This window comes from Ruegeria sp. HKCCD6426 (assembly GCF_057221115.1).
The window spans coordinates 74,210-99,291 of the sequence record NZ_JBWVBF010000003.1 but is presented as its reverse complement, the minus strand read 5'-3'; the positions used below and the strand labels follow the sequence as shown (position 1 = coordinate 99,291).

General features: G+C 57.9%; 21 protein-coding genes and 1 riboswitch. Of the genes, 6 read left to right on the top strand and 15 right to left on the bottom strand.

Annotated elements, in window-relative coordinates; translation table 11 throughout:
• Window positions 1-39: 39 nt before the first annotated feature.
• Together AC2TDA_RS09310 and AC2TDA_RS09305 are read right to left on the bottom strand one after the other, a co-directional pair.
• Window positions 40-495 carry an SRPBCC domain-containing protein gene (locus tag AC2TDA_RS09310; RefSeq protein WP_480879039.1) on the bottom strand — a complete coding sequence of 152 codons (456 nt, stop codon included), beginning with the start codon at window positions 493-495 and terminating at the stop codon, window positions 40-42.
• Complete coding sequence (locus AC2TDA_RS09305; protein ID WP_480879038.1) at window positions 492-803, bottom strand: ArsR/SmtB family transcription factor; 312 nt, start codon at window positions 801-803, stop codon at window positions 492-494. Before AC2TDA_RS09305 ends, AC2TDA_RS09310 begins: the two co-directional genes overlap by 4 nt.
• 78 nt (window positions 804-881) lie before the next feature.
• On the opposite strand from AC2TDA_RS09305, the gene AC2TDA_RS09300 reads away from it, so the two are divergent.
• Window positions 882-1,784 carry a DMT family transporter gene (locus AC2TDA_RS09300; RefSeq protein WP_480879037.1) on the top strand — a complete coding sequence of 301 codons (903 nt, stop codon included), beginning with the start codon at window positions 882-884 and terminating at the stop codon, window positions 1,782-1,784.
• Here the strand turns inward: AC2TDA_RS09300 and glmM are convergent.
• The 8 genes from glmM to AC2TDA_RS09260 all read right to left on the bottom strand — a co-directional run bounded on the left by glmM (window position 1,781) and on the right by AC2TDA_RS09260 (window position 12,939).
• On the bottom strand, window positions 1,781-3,124 hold the full coding sequence (glmM, locus tag AC2TDA_RS09295; RefSeq protein ID WP_480846119.1) for a phosphoglucosamine mutase: 1,344 nt from the start codon (window positions 3,122-3,124) through the stop codon (window positions 1,781-1,783). The genes AC2TDA_RS09300 and glmM overlap by 4 nt on opposite strands.
• 34 nt (window positions 3,125-3,158) lie before the next feature.
• The gene (gene folP, locus AC2TDA_RS09290) at window positions 3,159-4,157 is read right to left on the bottom strand and encodes a dihydropteroate synthase (RefSeq protein WP_480879036.1); all 999 of its coding nucleotides are present in this window, start codon (window positions 4,155-4,157) and stop codon (window positions 3,159-3,161) included.
• Window positions 4,154-5,074 carry a dihydroneopterin aldolase gene (locus AC2TDA_RS09285; RefSeq protein WP_480879035.1) on the bottom strand — a complete coding sequence of 307 codons (921 nt, stop codon included), beginning with the start codon at window positions 5,072-5,074 and terminating at the stop codon, window positions 4,154-4,156. The genes folP and AC2TDA_RS09285 overlap by 4 nt, the downstream gene beginning before the upstream one ends.
• A gap of 288 nt (window positions 5,075-5,362) precedes the next feature.
• Window positions 5,363-6,001 carry a cell wall hydrolase gene (locus AC2TDA_RS09280; RefSeq protein ID WP_480846124.1) on the bottom strand — a complete coding sequence of 213 codons (639 nt, stop codon included), beginning with the start codon at window positions 5,999-6,001 and terminating at the stop codon, window positions 5,363-5,365.
• Between the two features lie 188 nt (window positions 6,002-6,189).
• Window positions 6,190-8,751 carry a putative PEP-binding protein gene (locus AC2TDA_RS09275; protein WP_480846125.1) on the bottom strand — a complete coding sequence of 854 codons (2,562 nt, stop codon included), beginning with the start codon at window positions 8,749-8,751 and terminating at the stop codon, window positions 6,190-6,192.
• A 68-nt stretch (window positions 8,752-8,819) separates the two neighbouring features.
• Window positions 8,820-11,186: a glycine--tRNA ligase subunit beta gene (gene glyS / locus AC2TDA_RS09270; RefSeq protein ID WP_480879034.1), complete on the bottom strand. Its 2,367-nt coding sequence runs from the start codon at window positions 11,184-11,186 to the stop codon at window positions 8,820-8,822.
• Between the two features lie 9 nt (window positions 11,187-11,195).
• The gene (gene gltS / locus AC2TDA_RS09265) at window positions 11,196-12,410 is read right to left on the bottom strand and encodes a sodium/glutamate symporter (protein WP_480879033.1); all 1,215 of its coding nucleotides are present in this window, start codon (window positions 12,408-12,410) and stop codon (window positions 11,196-11,198) included.
• A gap of 7 nt (window positions 12,411-12,417) precedes the next feature.
• On the bottom strand, window positions 12,418-12,939 hold the full coding sequence (locus AC2TDA_RS09260) for a DUF6446 family protein (RefSeq protein WP_480879032.1): 522 nt from the start codon (window positions 12,937-12,939) through the stop codon (window positions 12,418-12,420).
• A gap of 78 nt (window positions 12,940-13,017) precedes the next feature.
• On the opposite strand from AC2TDA_RS09260, the gene AC2TDA_RS09255 reads away from it, so the two are divergent.
• Window positions 13,018-13,650: a MarC family protein gene (locus AC2TDA_RS09255; protein ID WP_480879031.1), complete on the top strand. Its 633-nt coding sequence runs from the start codon at window positions 13,018-13,020 to the stop codon at window positions 13,648-13,650.
• A gap of 8 nt (window positions 13,651-13,658) precedes the next feature.
• Here AC2TDA_RS09255 and AC2TDA_RS09250 read toward each other — a convergent pair whose 3' ends face one another.
• The gene (locus AC2TDA_RS09250) at window positions 13,659-14,588 is read right to left on the bottom strand and encodes a glycine--tRNA ligase subunit alpha (RefSeq protein ID WP_480846131.1); all 930 of its coding nucleotides are present in this window, start codon (window positions 14,586-14,588) and stop codon (window positions 13,659-13,661) included.
• Between the two features lie 206 nt (window positions 14,589-14,794).
• Between AC2TDA_RS09250 and AC2TDA_RS09245 the strand changes: the two genes are divergently transcribed.
• Complete coding sequence (locus tag AC2TDA_RS09245; RefSeq protein ID WP_480879030.1) at window positions 14,795-16,528, top strand: serine protease; 1,734 nt, start codon at window positions 14,795-14,797, stop codon at window positions 16,526-16,528.
• Window positions 16,529-16,595: 67 nt separating this feature from the next.
• Here the strand turns inward: AC2TDA_RS09245 and AC2TDA_RS09240 are convergent, their stop codons facing one another.
• On the bottom strand, window positions 16,596-18,170 hold the full coding sequence (locus AC2TDA_RS09240; RefSeq protein WP_480879029.1) for a thiamine pyrophosphate-binding protein: 1,575 nt from the start codon (window positions 18,168-18,170) through the stop codon (window positions 16,596-16,598).
• A complete protein-coding gene (locus AC2TDA_RS09235) occupies window positions 18,170-19,618 on the bottom strand; it encodes a TrkH family potassium uptake protein (RefSeq protein ID WP_480846134.1) in 1,449 nt (482 codons plus the stop codon). Before AC2TDA_RS09235 ends, AC2TDA_RS09240 begins: the two co-directional genes overlap by 1 nt.
• A gap of 11 nt (window positions 19,619-19,629) precedes the next feature.
• On the opposite strand from AC2TDA_RS09235, the gene AC2TDA_RS09230 reads away from it, so the two are divergent.
• Window positions 19,630-20,370 carry a hypothetical protein gene (locus tag AC2TDA_RS09230; RefSeq protein WP_480879028.1) on the top strand — a complete coding sequence of 247 codons (741 nt, stop codon included), beginning with the start codon at window positions 19,630-19,632 and terminating at the stop codon, window positions 20,368-20,370.
• 345 nt (window positions 20,371-20,715) lie between these two features.
• Here AC2TDA_RS09230 and folE2 read toward each other — a convergent pair whose 3' ends face one another.
• Window positions 20,716-21,819, bottom strand: a complete 1,104-nt coding sequence (folE2, locus tag AC2TDA_RS09225) for a GTP cyclohydrolase FolE2 (RefSeq protein WP_480879027.1) — start codon at window positions 21,817-21,819, stop codon at window positions 20,716-20,718.
• 195 nt (window positions 21,820-22,014) lie between these two features.
• Complete coding sequence (metZ, locus tag AC2TDA_RS09220; protein WP_480879026.1) at window positions 22,015-23,205, bottom strand: O-succinylhomoserine sulfhydrylase; 1,191 nt, start codon at window positions 23,203-23,205, stop codon at window positions 22,015-22,017.
• Between the two features lie 65 nt (window positions 23,206-23,270).
• Window positions 23,271-23,347, bottom strand: a riboswitch (SAM riboswitch).
• A 121-nt stretch (window positions 23,348-23,468) separates the two neighbouring features.
• Between metZ and AC2TDA_RS09215 the strand changes: the two genes are divergently transcribed.
• Window positions 23,469-24,158, top strand: a complete 690-nt coding sequence (locus AC2TDA_RS09215; protein WP_480879025.1) for a glutathione S-transferase N-terminal domain-containing protein — start codon at window positions 23,469-23,471, stop codon at window positions 24,156-24,158.
• 190 nt (window positions 24,159-24,348) lie between these two features.
• The gene (locus AC2TDA_RS09210; protein WP_480879024.1) at window positions 24,349-24,975 is read left to right on the top strand and encodes a GNAT family N-acetyltransferase; all 627 of its coding nucleotides are present in this window, start codon (window positions 24,349-24,351) and stop codon (window positions 24,973-24,975) included.
• Window positions 24,976-25,082 lie beyond the last annotated feature (107 nt).

Here is a 25,082-nt window from a genome sequence, read left to right as displayed (position 1 = left end):
TTAAGTCAGTGAAAAGGGCGGCACATGTGGCCGCCCTTTTTATGTATTCACTGAACGCAAAAAACACTCACCCAGCACGAAGTCCCAACCGGTGTCGTAGCCACCACGCTTGCCGAGGGCTTCTGCCGCCCATACTTCCCAGCCGGAATGGATCAGCGTCACTTTGGTTCGTCCTGCTCCGTGATCTTCGAACGAGACTTCAACCCGAGTGGTGCGATCTTTGTCGGTACCCGGATGCCAACTGAGCACTAGCTGCTGGCTATCCTCAAAGACCAAAACCTCACCCCAATCGGCGCGCGTGCCATCAAACATTGTCTCGTAGACAGCGCCGCCCACGTATGGCTCAATCACCACTGCCAACGCGGGCTTTCCGCGCGACGCTGACACGGCATGACCGTCCAGCGGCCACCATTTGGCAATCCGGTTCACGAAAACATCAAATGCACGCGCAGGAATGGCGTTCACGATCACAGTTTTGACGATGGGATCCGTCACGTTTCCCTCCCCTGCTGATCCATCTCGGCTGCAAAGCTGTCCAAAACCTCTGTCCAATACCGCTCTAACCAGGCACGCAATTCCGCAAGCCCCTCGGGTCGCGCGGTATAAATCCGGCGCGTCCCCTCGGCCCGGCACACCACCAGCCCCGCGTCAGAAAGAACCCGAAGATGTTGTGAAACTGCTGGTCGGCTGACCGGCAAGTCGACAGCCAATTCTCCGACCGCACGGGGCCGCTCTGCCACGGCTTCAAACACCTGACGGCGGGTCGGATCACCCAAAGCGGAAAATACAGTTCCGTAAGCCATTACTTACCGTAAACGTTTACTTACTTTGCGTCAATTTCGCCGCGTGACACTGGCAAAAACGCGGGATAAGGGGGTGAAATGGTTCAACAACCCACAAAGCAAGATTGGAGCGGCATATTGCTGCTCGGCCTCATCTGGGGCGGAACGTTCATGGTCGTCGCCATGGCATTGGAAGGGTATGGACCAGTGACGGTCGCGACCACGCGAACAACCTTAGGCGCGGTCACCCTGTTAGTTATGATGCGCCTCACGGGGCGAAGGTTTCCCAATCCAGACGCCAGGTTATGGGGCTCGATCATTGTGATAGGCGTCTTGTCCTCTGCCCTGCCCTTTATGTTACTCAGTTGGGGCCAGCAATTCGTGCCCTCAGCCTTTGCGGGGCTTTCAATGGCGGCAATCCCTTTGATGGTTTTACCCTTGGCGCATTTCTTTTCCGACGAGCCCCTGAATTTGCGTCGTTTGTTTGGTGTTTCGCTGGGGTTTTCCGGGGCTCTCGTTCTGATCGGCCCCGGCCTGGCACAATTGGGGCAAGGCGCGGAGCCATTGGCACAACTCGCCTGTATCGGGGCTGCGCTCTGCTATGCCTGCGCGGCGATCTTCACACGCCGCTGCCCGCCTATCGATCCCGTATCATTGGCAGCCCTGACACTGCTAGTAGGCGCGGTTATACTGCTGCCGATCATGCTAATGACCGAAGGCGTACCTGGTTGGCAAGGAACCCGTCCCGGGCTTGCTCTGATCGCTTTGGGCTTGTTACCAACCGCTTTTGCTACTCTTCTGCGGATCACTATCGTTCGTAGCGCAGGATCGGTGTTCATGACTCTGGTGAACTATCAGGTACCGATCTGGTCAATGCTCTTCGGTGCCTGGATATTGTCAGAGGCTATTCCATTGCGATTTTATATCGCTCTGACGCTTATCCTTACGGGGATGGCCATCAGCCAATGGTTCAGCCTGCGAAGGACTCTGTTTGGGCGTTAGCCCGCAGCTGCTTCGACCTCAGCCACAATGCCATCTACGACCTGTGCCAGAAGAACGTCATCCTCACATTCAGCCATCACGCGGATCAGCGGCTCGGTGCCGGACTTCCGGATCAACAAACGGCCCTGCCCGATTAACTTTGCCTCGGCATCGGCGATAACGGCCCTGACGCTGGCAGTCTCGAGTGGCGCCTGCCCGGCATCGTAGCGCACATTTTTCAGCAGCTGCGGCACCGTTTCGAACTGACGCGAAAGCTCCGAAGCTTTGCGCCCAGTCAATACCATCTCGGCCAGAAAATGCAGACCGGCCATCAGACCGTCTCCGGTTGTGGCAAAGTCGCTCATCACGATATGGCCTGACTGCTCGCCGCCCAGATTGAACCCACCCTCGCGCATTCGTTCGACAACGTAACGGTCGCCTACAGCTGTGCGTTCCAACCGCAACCCCTGCCCGTCCAGATGGCGTTCAAGACCAAGATTGGACATAACAGTGGCCACCAGAGCGCCACCCTTCAGCTGCTCGGCTCGTGACCAAGCAGACGCCAGCAGGGCCATTAGCTGGTCGCCATCGGCAACGTGTCCCGTTTCGTCAATCACGACGACCCGGTCAGCGTCTCCGTCAAGGCAAATGCCAACATCCGCTCCATGAGCGACAACAGTCTCGGCCGCCACCCGCGGCTGGGTCGAGCCACAGCCCAGGTTGATATTCTTGCCGTCAGGTGCAATTCCAACGGGAATGACCTCCGCGCCCAATTCCCACAGGACCTCAGGCGCAGTCCGGTGCGCCGCCCCGTTGGCGCAGTCGATCACCACCTTCAGCCCGTCCAGCCGCAGATCGCGTGGCAGCGAAGATTTCACTCGCTCTCCATAACGGAACCGCGCATCATCCACACGGCGGGCACGGCCAATATTCTGCGCCTGCGCCGGCTTCACGCCTTGTTCGATCAATCGCTCAATCTCGATCTCAGCCTGATCAGACAGCTTGAACCCGTCGGGTCCGAAGAATTTGATGCCGTTGTCCTCGGCCGGGTTGTGGCTGGCCGAGATCATCACACCCAGATCGGCCCGCATCGACCGCGTCATCAACCCCACGGCTGGGGTTGGCACCGGACCCAGCAACAGCACGTTCATCCCCGTCGAGGTCAACCCCGCCGTCAGCGCGTTTTCCAGCATATAGCCCGAAAGGCGGGTATCCTTGCCGATCACTACACGGTGCGCGCTTGATGAGTCCCTGCGGAAATACCGCCCCACCGCCGCCCCAATGCGCAGGGCCATTTCGGCCGTCATCGGGTACGTATTGGCGGTTCCCCGCACTCCGTCAGTTCCGAACAGCTTGCGCATCAAATGAACTCCATGAACTCTTTCTGGGTCCGGATTACCGGACAGCGGCCCAGAGGCGCAAGGCCTGAGCTGTTTCGGCCACGTCATGAACGCGCAGAACTTGCACACCTTGCGACAATCCCGCCAATGCGACGGCTATTGATCCCGGCGCGCGGGCGTCTTTGCGCGGCTCTTTCCCAATCTGGCCAATGAACCCTTTGCGGGACACCCCCAACAAGACCGGGCAGCCCAGACCGTGAAACAGGCTGATATTGCGCAGCAGAGTCAGGTTGTGCTCATCGGTTTTGCCAAAGCCGATACCGGGATCGACGAAGATCAGCTCTCGTTTCAATCCCATCGCTTCCAGCTTTAACACCTGCGCGGCAAGGAAATCGTATACATCCAGCAGAACATCGTCGTACTGCGGGTCATCCTGCATCGTGGCCGGGTCTCCCTGCATGTGCATGACGCAGACAGGCGCACCGATCTCACCGCAATACGGCGCTAACGCCGGATCAAAGGTAAATCCGGACACGTCATTGATCAGGCCAGCACCGGCCTCATAAGCCGTTTTGGCGACTTTGACCTTACGCGTGTCGATTGAGATTAACGCGTCCGTTTCCGCCCGGATCGTCTGGATCAACGGCAGGGTCCGTTCGATTTCTTCATCTTCCGGAACAAAAGCCGCACCTGGCCGAGTCGACTCTCCGCCGATATCCAGAATGCTTGCCCCATGCGAAACCATGTCGATGGCCGCAGCATGCGCCGCGTCGATGGAGTTATGAACGCCGCCATCCGAGAAGCTGTCTGGCGTTGCGTTTAGAATTCCCATGATATGCGGGCTTGCCATGTCCAACCCGGCAACAACGCCGCGAGACCGGGTTAGGAGAGCAAGGCAATCGCTTGGAATATCACAAGTTTCAACGACGTTGCCTGGTGCGCCACGGATCAGACGTTCGGCATGAGTGAACCACAAATCCTGACCCGCCAAGCACATCGCGTTTTTAGGACGCGACGGGCCATGCTGGACCAATGGTCGGTAATATTCCGTCACAGTTGCGCCTGCGTCACCGGAATTGCGCGCAGTGGCGTTTTGGGTTCTTTTGGCAGGTCGCCACCGATGACCAACATTTCGCTGGCCTCAAAAGTGGCAGCAAACCAAGCCGCAAGGGCGACCGCATCGGAAGGAGCCGCCGATGGCCCATCCACCGCATCCAACACGATCTTGGATGGAGCCCAGACGCAGATCTGGCCATTCTTCATGGCCCAGTCCAACTCGGTCCGGGTCGAAACGACGACGCAACGATGGTCCCGCGCAGCCAGAACCCAGGCGTTCTGTTCTATAGCCAACAAATCGATTCGGCGCTGCGTCATCGCATGTCCGGTTTGTGAAACAACAAGATCAGAGGCGCCAACGCACAGGATCAATGGACGCGCCCGGTTTTCCAGCTGATCAATCCAACCGGTTAGATTGCCCGAGGCAATCGCCTCATTCGACAAGAACACCAGGCGAGGATGCGGGCGTTCTTCTTCGGTGACATCGTGGTGCAAATCGTCTTTGCCGCGCACGATTTCCACACCCAAGGCGCCCGGACCACGATCCAACTTTTCTATGCGAACAAAAGCCCTTACCGCCTGAGGCTCAAGCAGAATTCGTTCAGCCACCCGGTCGGCAAGCGTTTCCAGAAGGTTCAGACGTTCCGCAGCCAGCTCGAAGGCAATCGCCTCGGTCACGCGGTCGTAAGACAGGATGCGGTCCACATCATCGTCAATAGGGTCGGTCAGCGGGCGCACCTCAACCACGATATTAAAGCAAACTCGCTGGGTCGTGCCACGTTCAGCCTGAAAGGCGCCGATCTCAACTTCGACGATATGATCGCGCAAAGATATGCGGTCGAGCGGACCTCGCGATGCGGTCGCCTCGGATCGTTCGGAAGGATGCGCAAAGGCGAGGCGGATTTCTGAACTCATGAGCGTGCTTTCTCGGGCTCTGTGGAACTGCTCACCTAATTTAGGTGTTTCGGGGGCCTATAACACTCATACAAACGCCATTCTACCCGCCGAATGCGTCCTTAAGTGACGCTGAACCAACTCATCATACCAGATTCTGCATGGCAAAGCGTGTGACAATGCAGCAGCGCAAACGCTGCCGCTGATCTTGGGATTTGCCCGATTTCAATAGCCTTTGCGGGCCTCCCGGCTCGCAAATTTGGCTGCACCGCGACCCGCGCCATTTAGCTTCCAGCGCGGCTGCATCGGTCAGTTGCTGGCGGTCCGATAGTTGTGCCGGTAGAAAATATGCACGCCAATCCGTGCTGTTTCCTTGTACACGCGGGACCAGGACGGGCGAACCGCATTGGTATGGTAGTGAGTGGCGCCAGCGGTCATTTCGTCGGCCCTGCCGTCGAGCGCGGCACGAGCGACTTTAGACACACGCTCGTATGCGCGCTTTTCATGAATAACTTCTTTTTGTCCGTCGCAGGTATAGGTGAACTGGCACTGGTATTTCTTACCGGTCCCCTGTTTGATTACACCACACAACGAATTAGGAAATCGGCTGCTGTCAACACGGTTCATGATCACTTCAGCAACGGCGAACTGTCCACGAACACTTTCACCGCGGGCCTCAAAATACAACGCCTCGGCGAGGCAGCGGAAATCGTCGTCGCCCGTGGCCTTTGGTTGCTGGTCCAACCAGTCCTTTGTAAAGGACATCTTTTGCTCAGGCTGCTTGCGCGGCTTGAACAGTTTCAGGTAGTCGCGAAAGCTCTGCCCCGGCAACTCATTGCGGGCAACCAACTCATCTTTTGTAACTTCTACGTCCTGCCTTTCGGCATAGGACAAATTCGGCAGCACGGTTGCTGCCATTACGGCAACAGCCACAATGTAGCGTTTCATCAGATAACCTCGCACAGGCACAAAACCGCGCCTAACCCTCCCCCGGCGGGCGCGACGAGGCTCATAACCCAGACGAAGCCAAACGTCCAGTTCTGAAAAAAATGCAAGTGGAATCTTGCCCGCGAGGCCAAAAACTTTTGGCCGCAGGTCCATCCCAAACCCACTAATCCTAGGGCTATTGGGCTAAGTCAACCCCCAAGTTTGGACGAAATCGCCAGTTGAGCGGCAGACAGCCGAGCGACCGGCACCCGGAACGGGGAGCAGGACACATAGTCAAAGCTCAGGTCCCTACAGATCGCTATTGATTCGGGGTTACCGCCGTGCTCACCGCAAACTGACAGGGTCACGTCAGGCCGTGATGCCCGCGCACGTTCGGCCCCCAGCCGTAGCAACTCACCCACGCCGTCCGCATCCAGTACATGAAACGGATCCTCGTTGAAGACACCCAGCCGCACATATGCAGACATGAACCGTCCTGCATCGTCTCGCGACAGGCCATAGGTCATCTGGGTCAAGTCGTTGGTTCCAAAGCTGAGAAAGGCGGTATGCGGTGCGATTTCTTCCGCACGCAGACAAGCACGTGGCGTTTCGGCCATCACGCCCAGGCGATAATCGAATTCCTGCCCCTGTTCCGACGCGACCTCGGCCGCGACTGCATCAATGCGTGCCTTGACCAGTTCAACTTCGCGCTTAGCCGAGACCAGAGGGATCATCACCTCGGGCACCACAGGCGCGCCGTCTTTGCTGGCCTCGAGAGTTGCTTCAAAAATGGCACGCGCCTGCATATCGTAGATTTCAGGCACGGTCACGCCCAGCCGGACACCGCGTAGACCCAGCATGGGGTTATATTCGCTCATTGCGGCGACCCGGCGTTCCACGTCCGAAACTGGCAGGTCCAGTGCCTCGGCCAGTTCGCGCTGGCCGGTGCGGGTCGTCGGCAGGAATTCGTGCAATGGCGGGTCGAACAAACGGATGCAGACCGGTTGGCCCTCCATGATACGGAACAATTGCACGAAATCCTGACGTTGCATGGGCAACAACCGTTCCAGCACTGCAGCGCGTCCCGACGATGTCTGAGCAAAGATCATCTCGCGCATCACAGTCAGGCGACCGGGGTCAAAGAACATATGCTCTGTCCGGCAAAGCCCGATCCCCTGCGCCTGAAAATTTCGGGCTGTCTGCGCGTCCGCTGGTGTATCGGCATTGGCACGAATTTCAATGTCGCGTTCGGCATCCGCCCAGGCCATCAACGTCTGAAAGCAATCATCCAACGCCGCTTCGAGCATGGCCGGCTGTCCGGCCAGAACCTGCCCGGAACTGCCGTCGATAGTCAGTGTGTCACCGGTTCTGAACACGCGACCGTCAGGTGCGGTCAGCAACTTTTTCTTGTTCTGGAACCGCATTTCTGACGCACCGACAATGCAAGGAAGACCGAGGCCCCGCCCAATAACCGCGGCATGGCTGGTCATCCCGCCCTTTTCCGTCAGCACCGCGACTGCTGCATGCATTCCTCGCACGTCTTCCGGCGACGTCTCGCGGCGGACCAGAATGCAAGGTTCACCCCGCGCAGCACTAGCTTGCGCTTCGGCGGCCGTAAAAACGATTTTTCCAGTCGCGGCCCCCGGGCTGGCGGCAATACCGGAGGTCAAAACATCGCGCTCGGCATCCGGATGGACCTGACGGTGCAGCAGTTCATTCAGAGAATGCGGATCGATGCGCATCACCGCCTCTTGCGGCGGGATGATCCCGTCCTCGGCCAGCCTTACCGCGATCCGCATTGCCGCGCGCGAGCCACGCTGAACCCGAACGCCATCCAGAATGTGCACCTCGCCGTTCTGAACGACAAATTCGACCTGCATTTCCTCGCGCAGCTTTTCCCGCATCAGAGCTGCATGCGTTTTTAGATCGGCAAACGCTTCGGGCGCTACGTCCTCAAGCGACTGACCACGCAGGTCTTTCTCAAGGTACAGCGCTGACACACCCTCGCCCAGGGCGTCCCTGCCCTGGCTCTGGCTCAGATAACGACCAGTGATCTGGGGCATCCCCGTTGTTGTATCCACCAGCTGCAACACGCCCGAGCCGCACTCACCCTGACCGACACCTGGAATCATTTCCTGGATCACCAAGCCCAACCCGGCATCCGCAGGCGCACCTTTGGCTTGCCGTAACAGGCGCGCAGATGTCCCGTCCCATGCGCGCGCCATCGACCGCAGCACTGCAATCAGCTGCTCCCCCTGATCCTGAGGGAATACCTCGTCGGTTTCGTCTTCATAGGCGCGTAATGACAGGCTCAACCCTTCGCGGCCATCCGCTTCGATATCGTCGAAGACGTCCGGGTCCAGCCGCGCGACGTGCATCGCATAGCTCTGAACAAAACGCAGATACAGCGCGGCCGCCGCGTCTCGGCCCATTTCAGCAGACAGGTCCAGATAACTGGCATCGTTCATGCCAATGTTCAGAACAGCGCCTGGCCCGCCCCAATCCGGATCCTCGGAACTTGGGCGAACGCAGAGCAAAGATGCAGGATCGAACTGTTCCAGAATGGCCGCAAGATCGGGCACGTGCCCGTTCGCAATCGCCTGCACGGATTCAAAGGACAGCGCCACCGTACGTGGCACCGGCATATCCAGCCGGACCAGACGTTGAAGACATTTTGCCCGCCCGCCATGGGTGTTGGCGGCGACGGGTGCATCGGATGTGATCAGCGTGGTATGCGGGTTATTCTGCACTGCGGCACCTTTTTGTTTCACCGCAGCATAAGCGCCTGCGCCCTTCGCGCAAGGGCGTTCTGGGCGCGCATCGCCGCGCGCCCAGCAGGTTAGCCTTCGATCTTGGTCAGATCGGCAACGCTGGAGCATACCTTCCGGATCTGGCTGAGCAGGTTCAGACGGTTGCGGCGCAAAATGTCATTGTCGGTGTTGACCTGCACGTCTTCAAAGAACGCATCCACCGGCCCGCGCAGCGCGGCCATGGCGGACATGGCTGCCGGGAAATCCTCGGATTTCAACGCCGGATCGATTTTGGACTGAGCTTGATCCAGAGCGGCAAACAGCGCTTTTTCGCTGTCCGTCTCGGCGAATTTAACATCCGCGCCATAGGAGTATTCAACGCCGTCCTTTTCCTCGGCCTGCGTCAGGATGTTGTTGGCGCGCTTAAACCCCTGCACGAGGTTCTCTCCATCCTCGGTCGCGATCACCGCATTCAGAGCGCGGGCACGTTTGACCAGCAAGTTGAGGTCGTCATTCCCCTCCATCGCGATACAGGCGTCGATGACGTCGTGGCGGATACCCTCGTCGCGGAGGAAGACTTTGAGGCGATCATGGAAGAAGGAGAGGAGGTCGCCTTGCTTGTCAACAAATCCCAGCGACGTCGTGGCAGACCAAGGCATGTAGGTTTTTTCAGCGCGAGCACGTGCATTGCCACTGAACGACGAGTATGGCCAGCCAAACTCGTCCTTGTAGAGGCCGACGACACGGTCCGAATCCGGCTTTGCTTGAGCGTTGACCGTGTCATCCTCCGGTTGCCAGTTCAGCGATAACGGTTTCCAACCTTCAACTCGTGAAAACGCAAACTCGAACGCTGCACTTACATCCCGTTTGGCGGCATTTTCATCAACGTAAGCCTGCATGTCTCGAACATAAGAAAGTTCTCGTTCTTGTCCGATTTCGACGGCCTTGTTGACAATACCTACAGTCGACAGATTCAGTTTATTCTCCAACACCAACCGAATAACCCCCAACGCCGCCCGGCGCAGGGCAAACGGGTCTTTCGACCCGGTCGGTTTCTCATCAATCGCCCAGAACCCGGTCAGCGTGTCCAGCTTGTCCGCCAGCGCTACGGTCACGGATAGTGGTGCGGTCGGCACGTCATCGGATGGGCCAAGCGGCGAGTAATGCTCTTGTGCCGCGGCGGCCACAGCAGCGTCTTCGCCTGCGGCTTCGATATAATACCGCCCCATAAGCCCCTGAAGTTCCGGGAATTCATAAACCATCTCGGAATTCAGATCTGCCTTGGCCAGACGCGCGGCTTTCTCGGCCTGATCGGCATCGGCGCCCGTCACCGGGGCCAGTTCGCGGGCCAGCGCGGCGATGCGGTCGATCCGTTCGGCCTGCGTGCCCAGCTTGTTGTGGAAGGTCACATTCTCCAGCGCGCGGGTCCATTGGGCGATGTCCGTCTTGGCAACGCGCAGGTCGTTCTCCCAGAAGAATTTCGCATCGGCCAAACGCGCCGATAGAACCTTCTGGTTCCCCGCCAGAATGGTCGCACCATTGTCGGTGGTTTCGCGGTTGGCGACGGTAATAAAGCGTTCGATCCGGCCTGTTTTCGGATTACGGACCGAGAAGAACTTTTGATGCTCTTTCATCGAGGTTTGCAGCACCTCGGGCGGCAATTCCAGGAATTCGTCGTCAATCTGCCCCATCAGAACCACGGGCCATTCGACCAGCCCTGCGACCTCGGCCAGCAGGCCCTTGTCCTCAACCACGTCCAAACCAGAAGCGAAAGCCATGTTCTGGGCGTCGTTCCAAATGTGCTCAGCGCGTTCTTCGGGCGACAGCACCACAAAAGCGCGTTTCAATTTGGCAGCGTAATCCTCGAAAGACGTTACAGAAAACTGGCCCGGAGCCATGAATCGATGGCCCTCGGTCGTGTCGCCCGATTTGATCCCTTCGACCTCGAGCGGTACCACCTGCGCGCCGGTTTCATCGGTCAGGATGCATAAGATCGAATGTAATGGGCGCACCCAGCGCATCCCGCCACTGCCCCAGCGCATGGATTTGGGCCAGGGGAAGTTGCGGATGGTCGCTTCAAGCACCTCGGCAATGATCTCGGCAGCCGGACGGCCTGCTTTTTCGATGGTGGCAAAATACACCGCGCCCTTCGGCGTGTCGCGTTCTTCAAGCTGGTCGCGGGTCAAGCCTGCGCCGCGCAGGAACCCTTCGATGGCTTTGTCCGGCGCTCCGACTTTGGGGCCCTTGCGCTCTTCCCGGATGGTGGGGCTTTCAGACAGCAGCCCTTCGACCGCCAGCGTCAGGCGACGCGGCGTGGTCAGCGTAGCGGCACCGGCGTAGGTCAGCCCGGCCTCGACCAATCCATCGGTGATCCGCTTTTTCAGGTCTTCACCAGCGCGGGTCTGCATGCGCGCTGGGATTTCCTCGGAAAACAGTTCGATCAGCAGGTCGGGCATTTTCGGTCCTTAGAAATTGACGATCGTCTGGATGACGATGGCATTGGCGATATCCACAAAGAATGCGGATACAAGGGGGAGCACGATAAAGGCAATAGGCGAAGGGCCATATCGCTTGGTCACGGCGGTCATATTGGCGATAGCGGTCGGCGTGGCACCCAGGGCAAAGCCGCCAAACCCGGCGGACAGAACGGCAGCGCGGTAATTGCGGCCCATCACCGGGAACAGAACCCAGATCACGAACGCCACCGCAAACAGGGTTTGGGCCCCCATGATGACGACGATGGCCAGACCAAGTTCGGCAATGGTCCAGAGCTGCAGGCTCATTAGCGACATGGCCAGAAACGCACCCAGCGAAAACTCCGAAATCAGCGCCAGTGAGGGCGTCCGCGACACCGGCCGCGCGTTGGGTGCCAGGGCTGTGCGCAGGTTGGCGATGACGATCCCCATGATCAGGCAGGGCACGAACAAGGGCAGTTTCAGCCCGGTGGCCACGATTGCCTCGTTCAGAAAAACGCCGAAGATGATCGCCAGGTGCAGATAGAGCAACACGCGCATGATGGTCAGGTGATCGATTTTGGTCTCGGCCTCGGTGGCATCATCCGGCAGCCCGACCGTGTGCTCTTCGTCCGGACGTTCCGGGGTCAGATTCTTGCCCTCGACCAGCAACCGGGCAATCGGCCCGCCCACCAGCGCAGCCAGCACAAGCCCGAGCGTCGCCACAGCCACGCCGAGTTCGGTCGCGCCTTCAAGCCCGGTGACCGCGCCGACCTCGGGGGCCCAGGCGATGGCAGTGCCGTGCCCTCCGATCAATGAGGCCGAACCGAAGAGAACCCCAGCCTGGGCGGGATACCCAAAGGCAACAGCACCGGCAGCACCGACGGCATTCTGCGCAACGATTGTCACCAATGTTAGAATGAGAAGCAGGAACAATGGCTTACCGCCGGAAATCAAATCCGCCAGCCGGGCGTTCAGACCAATCCCGGCAAAGAACACGACCAGCAGGAAATCCCGCGAGGCAAGGTCGAAAGTCAGCTCAAGCCCCGCCACAAGATACAGACACAGCAAGACAAGAGACGCCATCAACCCGCCGGTGACCGGCTCGGGGATATTGAACTGCCGAAGCAGTGCGACCCGAGCGTTGATCTCGGCCCCAATCAGGTAGACCGCGATGCCAAGCGTGGCGGTCAGAAAACTGGGCACGTGAAGCGCTGCGTCGGTCATGACACCCTCAGCTTTCGGGCCGGGGCGGACATTCCTCGCCCACGACCGTCCCGTCATAGGCCTTTTCGCCGCAATTGTTCAGCGCGTGCCAGACATAGCCTTTGCCATCATTGGTTACGGCCACGATCCGATCGACCCCGTAATGAATGTTCTTTGTGCCTACGAAAGCGCGCGCCTGACCGGACTTCAGCGCATCCGCCAATGACACGGCATCGTAACAGTCAAACCAGCCGGGCGCGGTCAGGGGCTCAGGTTTTTCGACCGGAATATATGCATTTAGCAAGTCCGGTGTGAGATCGGTCTCAAAACAAGCCCGATACCGGATCGGAGAGCTGTCGGCATCAATCGCCTGAAAATCGGTATATGCGATTGGCGCTGACGCTTCTGCCCCTTTAGCCAGCAGAGCCACGTCTTGCCCGGGTTGTGGCTCGACCTCATAATAAAAGCCGTAAACTTGCAGATAGTACATGCCTGCGCCTGCCAAAACGGCAGAAACAACGAGAATGATTGCCAGCAGTTTACCTGTCATTGCTCACACGGCCTCTTTCAAGTTGGCGGAAAATCGGACAGGGTCCCATCTGATACAGGCGGAAACGAGGCCACCCACATGGAAACGACCCTTGCAGTCGGGTTTTTCGGCGCGCTGTTTGCGATCATGAACCCCATCACCAACTTGCCCGTGTTTCTGAGCGTCACTCAAGACCTGCCGGCTGTGGAACAACGCAAAATTGCGGTGAAAACAGCGGTGTATTGCCTGATCCTTGGGGGTGCGTTTGCGTCTGTTGGCAGCCCGGCCCTCGGCCTGTTCGGAATAAGTGTGAACCACCTGCGTGTCGCGGGTGGATTGGTGGTACTGATGATCGGCCTCAATATGTTGAACGGAAACGAAAGCAGCTCGCACCACGGGACTGACGGGGAAAAGAAATCCTACCCGGCGCCCGAAACGGTGGCATTTTACCCGCTGGCCTTTCCGATATTGGTCGGTCCGGGCACAATCACGACGCTTATTCTTTATGCGCACCACATCAAATCCCCACTCGAAGCCGTTGTTTACGCTGGCGTCTTCGCGGTCGTGGTCGCCTTGTTGCTGGCGACCTTCTGGAACGCTTCCTGGCTTGCCGAACGACTGTCGGGCAACGCGCGCGTGATCATGAGCCGTTTCATGGGCATGATCCTGTCGGCCATCGCGATCGGCATGATCGCCGATGGGCTCAAAGCACTGCTTCCCGGATTGGCCTAAACGCCCCATCAGACCTCGAACCCGGCGGCCTCGGTCTGGACGAACGCGTCCGCACATTGCTTGGCTAGCGCACGGACCCGGCCGATATAGGCCTGCCGTTCGGTGACCGAGATCACGCCCCGTGCATCGAGTAGATTGAAGATATGGCTGGCCTTTATGCACTGATCATAGGCGGGATGGGCCATGATGATACGTTTGCCGGTCTTGGGATCGTCGTGTTCCTGCGCCAGAATGGCGGCGCATTCGGCCTCGGCCTCTTCGAAATGGCGCAGCAGAACTTCGGTGTTGGCCACGTCAAAGTTCCAGCGGGCGTATTCTTCTTCGGTTTGCTTGAAGATATCACCGTAGGTCAGCGGGCTGGGCGACTGAGGATCATTGAACGGCATATCCATTACGTGATCGATGCCCAATACATACATCGCCAGACGTTCAAGCCCATAAGTCAGCTCACCTGACACGGGGGCGCAATCATAACCGCCGACTTGCTGGAAATAGGTGAACTGGCTGACTTCCATACCGTCGCACCAGACCTCCCAGCCAAGCCCCCAAGCACCCAGAGTGGGGCTTTCCCAGTCATCTTCGACAAACCTGATGTCATGCAGGTCCATGTCGATGCCGATGGCCTGAAGGGAACCCAGATACAGCTCTTGCAGGTCAGGCGGGCTGGGTTTTATCAGCACTTGGTACTGATAGTAGTGCTGCAACCGGTTAGGGTTTTCTCCATAGCGCCCGTCGGTTGGGCGGCGCGAGGGCTGTACGTAGGCTGCAGCCCACGCCTTGGACCCCAAGGCACGCAATGTAGTCGCCGGGTGGAACGTCCCTGCCCCAACTTCCATATCGTAGGGCTGCAAAATCGCGCATCCCTTCGACGCCCAATAGGTCTGAAGCCTCAGGATAATCTCCTGAAATGAACGAGGTGCGTTGGACGGTTCGGTCATGACATTCCCTTTGGACGCATCGGCGCCCGGTTCCGGTAGGTTTTGCCCTTCCTATGCAAGGCACCAATTGGCGTCAACGGGCCAATCATCCAAGGCTGTCACTGCGCAGCCACACCGGAAATTCCCCGTAATGCAGGCATGGCGTTTGGGCACCTAAATCGCGTAATCTGCACCAAGGAAAAAACGCTGCATAAAACGGGCAGAAAATGACACGCACTTTCACGGCAATTCTTTTGTTTCTACTTTTTGGGTTGCGCGCTGCAACCGCCCAGCAGGACCAGGGCGTCTGGGTTCAGGTCGAGGCGCAGCCTTCGCTGCGCGAAGCTCAGGACCGCGCGCAGGACTATGCCCAATCCTTGCCTGATGTGAACGGGTTTCGCCTGACCAGCGGCTGGTATGCTATTGTTATCGGGCCCTATTTGCGATCGGACGCTGAACAGGTATTGCGGGTCTACCGGGCCGAGGGCCAAATTCCCTCTGACAGTTTCATTGCGTTCACCAGCGCGCTGGGACAGCAGTTCTGGCCTGTCGGCGCGAACATCCTGGACCGGGGTGTGGTCACGCCACCGGCGGAACCACAACCCGAACAACCTGTAACCAGCCTGTCGTTGCAACCGGCGGAAGAAACCCGTTCACAGGCCCTTCAGGGTGAACGACTGCTGAGCGCCAAGGAACGCAGAGATTTGCAAACCGCGTTACAGGCCGCGGGGTTCTATAGTTCAACAATTGATGGAGCTTTTGGCGCAGGAACCCGACGCTCAATGTCGGATTGGCAGCGCTTCAATGGGTTCGAACCCACGGGAGTTCTGACCACCCTGCAACGCAAGACCCTGATGGATGACTATAATGCGCCGTTGATCAGTGCCGGCATGGAACGTCATGTGGACTCTCAGGCCGGTATCACCATGGACATGCCCTTGGGCGTTATCTCATTCGACAGGTACGAGGCTCCTTTTGCCCACTTCAGTTCAACTTCGGAACTGGGCGCGCAGGCTCTGCTGATCAGTCAGGAAGGCAGCAGGGCCACGTTGCGCGCGCTGTATGAGGTGATTCAATCCCTTGAAATCGTTCCGCTGACCGGCCCGCGTGAGCTGCGCCGCGACGCGTTCACCATCGAAGGCCGTGGCAACGGTATCGTCTCGTATACGCAGGTCGCGCTTAAAGATGACAAGATCAAAGGCTTCACTCTGGTCTGGCCCGAAGGGGACGACGCCCGCCGGGCGCGAGTTCTGGCAGCCATGCGCGCCAGCTTAGACACCTCGGACGCGGTTCTGGATGCCGGAGCCGGTGCCAATGCGGAACAAAGGATTGACCTTGTCTCCGGCCTTCAGGTTCGCAAGCCGCGCCTGTCACGTTCCGGTTTTTATGCAGACGCAAATGGCTCGGTCCTGACCGTTTCAGAAATCACGGACGGCTGTGCCCGCATTACGTTGGATGGAGATCAGGAAGCGCAGGTGGCCTGGTCTGACGCCGACCAGGGCATCGCCGTTCTGCGCCCCAACCAGACCCTCGCCCCAATCAGCGTGGCGGAATTCCAAGCAGAACAACCGCGTCTTCAGTCCGAAATTGCCGTGTCCGGTTATTCCTATGAGGGCGCGTTGGGCGCGCCAACATTGACCTATGGCCAGATCGCCGACATTCGCGGACTAAATGGCGAGACCGGTGTCAAACGTCTGGAACTGTCTGCTCAGCCGGGCGACGCCGGCGGACCGGTCTTCGACGAAAACGGCAATGTGGTTGGCATGCTTTTGCCGAACCCTTCAGAAGGGCGCACACTGCCGGCCAGTGTCAGCCTGGCGGCGAATGTGGACAGCTTGACCGAAGTCCTGGCCAAAGCCGGTGTTTCCGGCCAACCCGGTCAGGGAACGTCACAGATCTCACCCAATGAGTTGAATCGACGGGCCAGCGGCATGACAGTTCTGGTTCACTGCTGGGATTAAAACCATCGGGCTCGAACAGGAAACGGCGTTGCGATCTCCGCAGCGCCGTTTTTCATTCTCTCCCGGCTTACAGAATGTCCGGCGTCACTCGGATCAAAGTGGGCACAGGTGCGTCCAAAGCCGTGCGGACAGTCGATTGCAGTTCTGTCAGATCCTTCGGAGCCGCCGACAGTGCGCCATACGCCTCTGCCAGCTTGCAGAAGTCGGGATTGCGCGCCACGACGGCATTAGGAGCGATCTGGCCGCGCACCATGCTGTCTTCGATCTCTTTCAGTTTGCCATTGTCCCAGAGGATGATCGGCAAAGACAGTTTCAACTCAACCGCGGCCCCAAGTTCCTGCATTGTGTATTGAAAACCGTAATCACCGGCGACAACGACCGTGGGCTTGCCACGTCGGGCCACTGCCCCGCCAATACCGGCAGGCAAAGCATAACCCAACGTCCCAAAGCCCGTCGGGTGATGCCAGTGATGGGGATAAGGCATGTCCCAGATTTCTTTTGCAACATAGGCAAACTGGGTCATATCCGAATAGATCATGGTGTCCGCAGGCATCGCGGCACGTAAGGCATCCGCAACCGGTACGATACCGGGCCTTTCTGCATCGACCTCGGCACGCCACCTGGCGCGCGCCTCGGCGATCTCCCGCGGGTTCCAGCCTGTTGCGGGTTTGACCTTGTCTGATGCCTCCCACAAGGCACGGGCAAAACTTTCGGCGTCCGCCTGCAGCTTTACGGCCGCGCGGTGACGGTCCGACAGTACTTCGGGGTCAAGATCGACACGTACGTGTTGGACGGTGTGACCCAGATCACTGCGCCACAGATCGACCTCACCCAGTTCGGCGCCAACGGTGACGACCAGATCTGCTGATGAAATTACATCCACGCTGCTGGGCCTTGGCAACATTGAACCAAAGTCCAATGCATAACCCGTTCCCACCATCCCTCGCCCAGCATAGGTGGTGAAACATGCCGCCCCCAGTTGCGTCAGTATCTGTCGCCACAGGTTCGAACGCGCACCACCGCCCAGAATGAACAGCGGACGTTTTGCAATGTTCAACAGCGACAGAACCGGCGCGACATCAGGTGGCAGCACCTGGTTGCGCTGCGCAGGCTGATTTGGGAAGGGCGCGGAATCGGCGTCTGCCTCAAGTTGAGCAATTGGGACCTGAATATGTTTGGGTCGCGGGCGAGACAGTTCGAATTCTTCAAAAGCCCGCTCAATGAGCCCATAGGCCGCGGGCGCGGTGTCAGCCTGAAGCGACCAGTCAGCGACCGTTCCTGCAGCCAGCCGCTGATCCTTCATCTGGTGCAGTTGGCCCCGTGTAGCCTGGGATTCATCCAGGCACGAGGACAGTACCAACATCGGAACCGAGTCGGAGTAAGCCTGTCCTATCGGAGTCATGACATTGCACAGGCCCGGTCCGGTGATCACATAAGCCACGCCCGGCTTGCCGGTTGCACGGGCATAACCGTCGGCCATGAATCCTGCGCCCTGCTCGTGGCGGGCAAGAATATGGGTGATCCCGGCCTCTTCAATTCCCCGATACATCTCCTGATTATGAACGCCGGGAATGCCAAATATCACATCTACTCCCCGATCCTTGAGCATGTGCGAAATTTGCGCGCCAAGGGGTCTTTTCATTAGCCTCTCCAGAATTGCACGGTAAAGATTGCGTAGACGGCCAGCAGTTCAAGCCGGCCGACCAACATTCCGATTGTAAGCAGCCATTTTGCTGTGTCGTTCAATCCGCCGAAGTTCCCGGCCGGGCCGATCTGATTCCCGAGGCCCGGCCCCACATTTGCCAGCGCAGTCGCAGCACCAGATACCGATGTGATAAAATCCAGCCCTGTAAAAGCCAACGCCCAGGACAGAACGCCCATGGACAGCACGAAAAACATGAAAAAACTCATGACCGAGGTCAGAACGTCCCGACCAATTGGCCGCCCATCATAGGTTGGCATGAACACACCATGCGGCGTTCTGATCCGATTTATCTGAGTTTTAATCGAAGCGAACAGCAACTGGTACCGAAAGACCTTGATGGAACAAGCGGTGGATCCAGCGCAGCCGCCAATCAGTCCGATCAGAAAGAACATCATGACCGGAAAACTGCCCCATCCCATGTAGTCGACGCTGGCATAGCCCGTTCCTGAAATGATCGATGTGATGTTGAAAAGCGATTCCCTCACGGCCTGCTCCCAGTGATGAGGGAATACAGATGTCAGGAACACGGACATGACGACCACCAGAACGAGGATCGTCGCCAGAAACGCCCGAATTTGACTGTCTCGCCACAGAGACCCGGTGTGACCGTTGGCAAGCTGAACGTAGCGCACGAAAGGCAACGCCGCCAAAATCATAAAGACCGAGGCCGCGTACTCTGTCGCGCCGGAAAATCTAGAAAACGAGCTGTCGTAATTCGAAAACCCACCCGTTGCGATCGTGGTCATTGCATGGACTGTCGCATCAAAGAAGCTCATGCCGAAGCCAGCGTACACAAGGGCGCAGACTAAGGTCAGAAACACGTAGATCAGGGAAATCTGCCCAGCGATCTCCTGTGCGCGCGGCAGGATTTTCCCCATAGTCTCAAAACCTTCCGAGCGGAATATCTGCATTCCACCCACGCGCAGTTCGGGAAGGAACACCATCGCGACCACAATAATACCGATACCGCCCAGCCATTGCAGCAACCCCCGCCACAACAGCAGGCCGCGGGGCAGATTATCCAATCCCGATATTACGGTAGAACCCGTCGTTGTGAGGCCGGACATCGCCTCAAAATAGGCATCGACGAAGCGCAGCTCGGTCTCGCCGAACAGGAACGGGATGGCGCCGAATATCGGCAGCGCCACCCAAACTCCGGTTGTCAGCAAAAAGGTTTGCCGAATGGTCAGACCTTCCCCTACACCGTTTGCGCAGCTCATGGCGAGGACCGCGCCGGTCAGAATGGTGATGACGGCGCTTTCAAAAAAAACGGTCCATTCGCCCCGACCGTCGATCAGGTCCGCAACCATGGGCAGCAGCATGGTCGCCCCGAGAACGGCGACCAGCAGGCCTATCACATATCCGACCGGACGAAGATCCATCATGACGGGCAGCGTTGGCGCGCCTACCCGACCGTGTCAAGCAGATGATCCCCTGCTATTCGCCAGTTTTTTTCGTCGGTGTCGGCATCGCAGGTGGATTCGAGGGCGAACGCGTGCGTCTGGTCGGCGTTTTCGGCTGTTCCGCCACAGTCGTCGGGGTGGCCGCTTTTACCGCTGCTGGCTTGGCCTTAGATGGCGCGTTCGAGCGACGGACCGCTTGTGGCGCAGGTTTGGAAGACGGCATTGGATTGGCAACCGTCGCCTTAGATGCGGTAGGTTTGACAGCAGTTTCGGCCGCAACGGGGACCGGTTTAGCCGCAGCGGCGGGTTGCGTTTTTGCGGTAGTGGGCGCCTTCTTTGCCACAGGCTTTGCAGCTGCGGCTGGTTTGGCCTGTGCTACAGCTGGTTTGGCCTGTGCCGCAGCCGGTTTGGCCTGGGTCGCAGCCGGTTTGGCCTGGGTCGCAGCCGGTTTGGCCTGGGCCGCAGCTGGTCTTGACTGGGAAGCCGCTGTCACCTTGCGTTTGGTGGCGGCAGGTGCAGCCTTGGGCTTGGCGGCAGCGGGCGCAACTTTTTTAGAGGATTCCGCAGGCTTGGCACGCTTAAAGGCCGGAGGTTTGGGCTTGCCCGCGATCTTTCGTGCCGCTGGTTTCGCAGGGGCGGGTCGCGGCGTCGCGGATGCGGCGTGCAGTGCATTCATTGGCGCCATAGGAAGCTCCAACGCCGAGCGGGTTATGATCTGCATGATCCTCATCTGATTTGTCACTGCGTAGCCCGCCACACGGAAGGCTGCCGCCTGAACTTCAAATGGGTAGGAAATCGGATTCATTACTTATTTCTCCTTTGAAAGCGAGGCAGTCGGACAAAGGGAAAAGAGGCTTGTCCGCCCCGATCTTTAGGGCGGTTTTAGGGATTGGCGGTCCAAGGCGTCGCACGTCCCGGCTTCCTTTCTGGCTGCACCACCGCAATGGCAGGCAGCAGCTGCGCTCGGGCCGAGGTTAACGCAAAAATCCAAGCAATTGCAGCATTTCTCGCTGCATTGCGGCAATAAAGCGCCAATGACCAAAATTGCGGTGTTATTTCAGAAGGTTCCGTAGGGTCAATCAGCCAACATGGAACAGAGTCGTGAACAACCGCGGGTCCAAACTTGAGGTATCAAAGGTCGGGCCTTCGGTCAGAATCGATACCGCGTCATGGCTGTGCAGGCTTTCCTGATGGCTGGCAATTACCCTGAAATCCCCTACATGGTGATCAGCCTGCAATTCGGCACAGAACAGGCGGGCGGCATCTTCGACAAAAATCGGATTGGCCGCGTTCAGCTCTGCAAAGGCTTGTTCGTCTTCACGTTTGACCATGACTTGTGTTTCGGTCGGGACCGCACGACGGCACAGGGCGATCAGATCTTCGAACCACAGGCAATCCGCATTGCAATCCACCGCGACAGAAATACGTGCAACCGAGCGTTGGGAATGCGGCGTCGCCAATTGCCCTCGCGTCGACCTCGCGTGTTCGCTCAGTTCCAGCGAACAGGGGCAAGTCGAAGAATAGACATAGTCCAGATGCATGATCTTCAGGCGCTCTCCGCCGCGCTCAACCAGCTCCAGAGCGATGTCGTAGTACTGATACCCCTCCAATCCGGACCGCAGGCTTTTAATCTTGTCCGGATAAGAAAAGCGCATCTGAATGCGTGCATCAAAACTGTCGAGGTCCGTCTTATAGCCATCCAGCGCAGCCTCCATCACCTCGAAGCTGAAGGTGCGTTCCGCGTGTTTATAGAATGACCGCATGATCCGGGACATGTTGATGCCCTTTTTCTCGGCCTCCAGGCTGACAGACCCGGTAACCGAGGTCTCGAGCGTCAGATCGTCACCGTGCTTGCGATGAAACCGGATCGGCAGGCGAAAGTTCGAAATCCCGACATGTTGAATCTGCTGTCTGGCTCCCCGGATCAGGCTGGAAGGTCCGTTCTGCAGATCGGGCAATGTGGCCTTGTATGACTCGTCTGCCACAAACCCTTCCGGGTATTCACGCGACAAAGAGGGATAGTTGACCGGCGTCAAACCAGGAACAAGACGTGCAATCGCCGGATCGAGCTGGCTGATTTCTGCCTCAGATACCGAAGACGCCCATTTGCGCAAAACACTCAACGCGACGGCGGCCTCATCGCGGTCAGGGGCGTCGTCCAAATCTCGGGAATGTAGGTTCATGCGCTGAGTATCCTTGAATTCGCCGCCGGATTATAGACGGTTTCGGACCATACACCAGTAAAGCCCTATACATCCACAGTATCAGTCCAGATCAGGTATTTCTGTGCGAAACCGTCTTTTTCGGTGCGAAAGCGTCGTGTGCGCTTGCAGCACGTTGGTCATATCCCTGGGCGGTCGGTCCACCCAGGGACAAGCTCACTTCTGCGACGCGTCCAGCGCCTTTTTGATGTCAGCGAGCAAATCGCCCGCATCCTCAAGGCCAACAGAAAAGCGGATCAGTCCCGGCGTTATACCCAACTCATCTTTCTGCTCATCACTCAGACGTTGATGCGTTGTGGTTGCGGGATGGGTTGCGATCGACTTGGCGTCACCCAAATTGTTCGAGATCACTGGGATCGTCAGCGCATTCAGGAAGGCAAAGGCCGCGTCTTTACCGCCCTTGATGTCCAGCGACAAGACAGTCCCACCCTTGCCGCCCAACTGGGTCTGAACCAGAGCGTATTGCGCGTGGGTTTTCAAACCAGGGAAAAGTGTGCGTACCAGCGCCGGGTGCCCCTCGAGCGCTTCGGCCAAAGTCTGGGCTGTCTCGGCCTGTGCATTGACTCGCAGCGCAATGGTTTCCAGCCCTTTAAGCATGATCCACGCGTTGAAGGGGCTCAGCGCGCCGCCAGTGTGCTTAAGGTACGGCTCAACAGTTCCTCGGATAAAATCTTTGGTGCCGATGATCACACCACCAAGGGCACGCCCCTGTCCATCAATATGCTTGGTGGCCGAATAGACGACAACGTCCGCGCCCTGCTCGATCGCACGCGAAAACACCGGCGTCGAGAATACATTGTCCACAACCACGACCGCGTCTGCGGCATGGGCCAGCTCGGCCACGGCGGCGATGTCGATCACCTCCAACGTCGGGTTGGACATGGATTCAAAGAACACCGCCTTGGTGTCCGGGCGTATTGCGGCCTTCCACTGATCCAGATCGGTGCCATCTACAAATGTGACTTCGACGCCGTAGCGGGTCAGAATGTTCTCCAGAATATACAGGCACGACCCGAACAACGCCTTGGCTGAAACAACGTGATCCCCTGCCTTCAGCATCGACACAAGCGCACCGTTCACGGCCGCCATGCCGGATGCGGTGGCAAAGGCGTCTTCGCCTCCCTCCAATACCGCAATGCGCTGTTCGAACATCGAAACAGTTGGATTGCCGTAACGGGCATAGATGAATTCGTCAGGTCCGCACTCCAGAAAACGGGCCTCGGCCTGTTCGGCAGTGTCATACACGAAGCCCTGCGTCAGATAGATCGCCTCGCTGACCTCATTGTACTGACTGCGACGGGTGCCGCCGTGGACGGCTTGGGTGCGTTTGTTCCAGCTTTCGCTCATGTCATTCCTCTCGGCCCTTGCCTAGCAAAGGCATCAAAAAAACCCCAGACGCGGTCAAGCGAAAGGGGCCTTTCATCCTGACCTTTTAGCGTGTTGTTTAGCGTGGCCCGCAATCCGGTAACAAATCGCCACGTAGCTTCTGCGACGCAAATACGCCGCGCGTCCTTGCCCGTCAAGCCCGGTTGCCCTGTGTCACGCTTTCGTAACCGCCTCTTGCCGATTGCGCAGAATACCGCATGATCTGTTCAACTTGAGGAGACACCATGATCGATCTGTATTTCTGGCCCACGCCGAATGGCTGGAAGGCATCCATCGCTTTGGAAGAGATGGAGCTGCCCTACACCACGCATCTGATCAATATCGGCAAGGGCGAACAGTTTGACCCCGAGTTTCTGAAGATCGCGCCCAATAATCGGATGCCTGCCATCGTTGATCCCGACGGGCCAGATGGGGCGCCGATCTCCGTTTTCGAAAGCGGTGCAATCCTGATGTATCTGGCCCGCAAGACTGGTCGGTTTTATGGTAAATCCGAACGCGACCGGATCGCAGTCGAGGAATGGCTGATGTGGCAGATGGGCGGCGTCGGTCCGATGGCCGGTCAGGCACACCACTTTCTTAAATACGCGCCGCAATTGGACCCGCCGCAAGACCTTCCCTATGCCAAAGACCGCTACCGCACCGAGGTCGGGCGCCTTTATGGCGTGTTGGATCGTCGGTTGGCTGAAAACGAGTACGTCGCAGGCGATTTCTACTCTATCGCCGATATGTCGATCTGGGGTTGGGCCAGTCTATGGGAAGGTCAGCAGCAGGTACTGGAGGACAAGCCTCATTTCGCCCGCTGGTTGGACACTGTAAGCGCCCGTCCCGGCGTGCAAGCGGGTCGCGCGCTGCATGCAGAGCTACGCGGAGATCACAGGGACAAGCAGGCGCAAGGAATTCTGTTCAAGCGGTGAATAAGCGGCCGCATTGCGACGGCCTGGAAATGCCAACTTTTGCACGCTCTAAGGAAACGTCGATACAGGGATACCTACAACGGTCAATGCTGGAGAATTTCCTTTAAATCCAAACCAATGCTATTTGAGTGTCTATGCAACATCAGACGTGAAACCGATTTTGAGGGCACGGTGTGCAGAAGGACCTAATATGACCGTTTCGATTCAGCCTGCGTTGCAATCTGCGTCACCGGCGGAATTGGCTGATCTCCTTTGGAGCACGGACCCAAAGCTAAACGGCTACATGTTTGAAAACATGGGCGTATTGCACAAGATCATTGAATGCGAGTGGCCTGCTGATCAGGGGCTGTATTCGCATAAGCAGGCATTTGCGGCTTTGAACCATGGCAATATCGTCGGGCTTCTTATTGGGCACACTGAAAACGAATATGCGGCGAATTTCGACTTTTCAGTCGTCCACCAAGCAAAGTCGCTGGGGGACGAAGAGGCGGAACATTTGACATCTGCATTGCATTGGATGGATCGCTTGTTCCCTGTGCCGCGGCATGGGTCCTATTATATTTTGGAATTTGCTGTGAAGCCTGAAATGCAAGGTGCGGGCGTTGCCAACCAGTTATTAAGGGCTGCCGAAGCGCAGGCTTTTGCACGTGGGTGCTCTCAGGTCTGTCTTGATGTGTCTGCCGACAATCAAGCCGTAGGTTTCTATCGCCATGTCGGATTTCAGGTCGAGGTTGAAACACGTGTACCAAGCCTGGACGATGCGCATGGAATTGGGTTTCACCTGCATATGGTCCGCGATCTTGCGCAATCCATATGAAACCAGCGTGAGAAGTGAACGCGTAAGCTATGCGTCCCTACGTCCGAACCACCAAATCCAGCATTTCCATGCGTTTCTTGATTTCTTCCGAGGTGATATAGGTAACG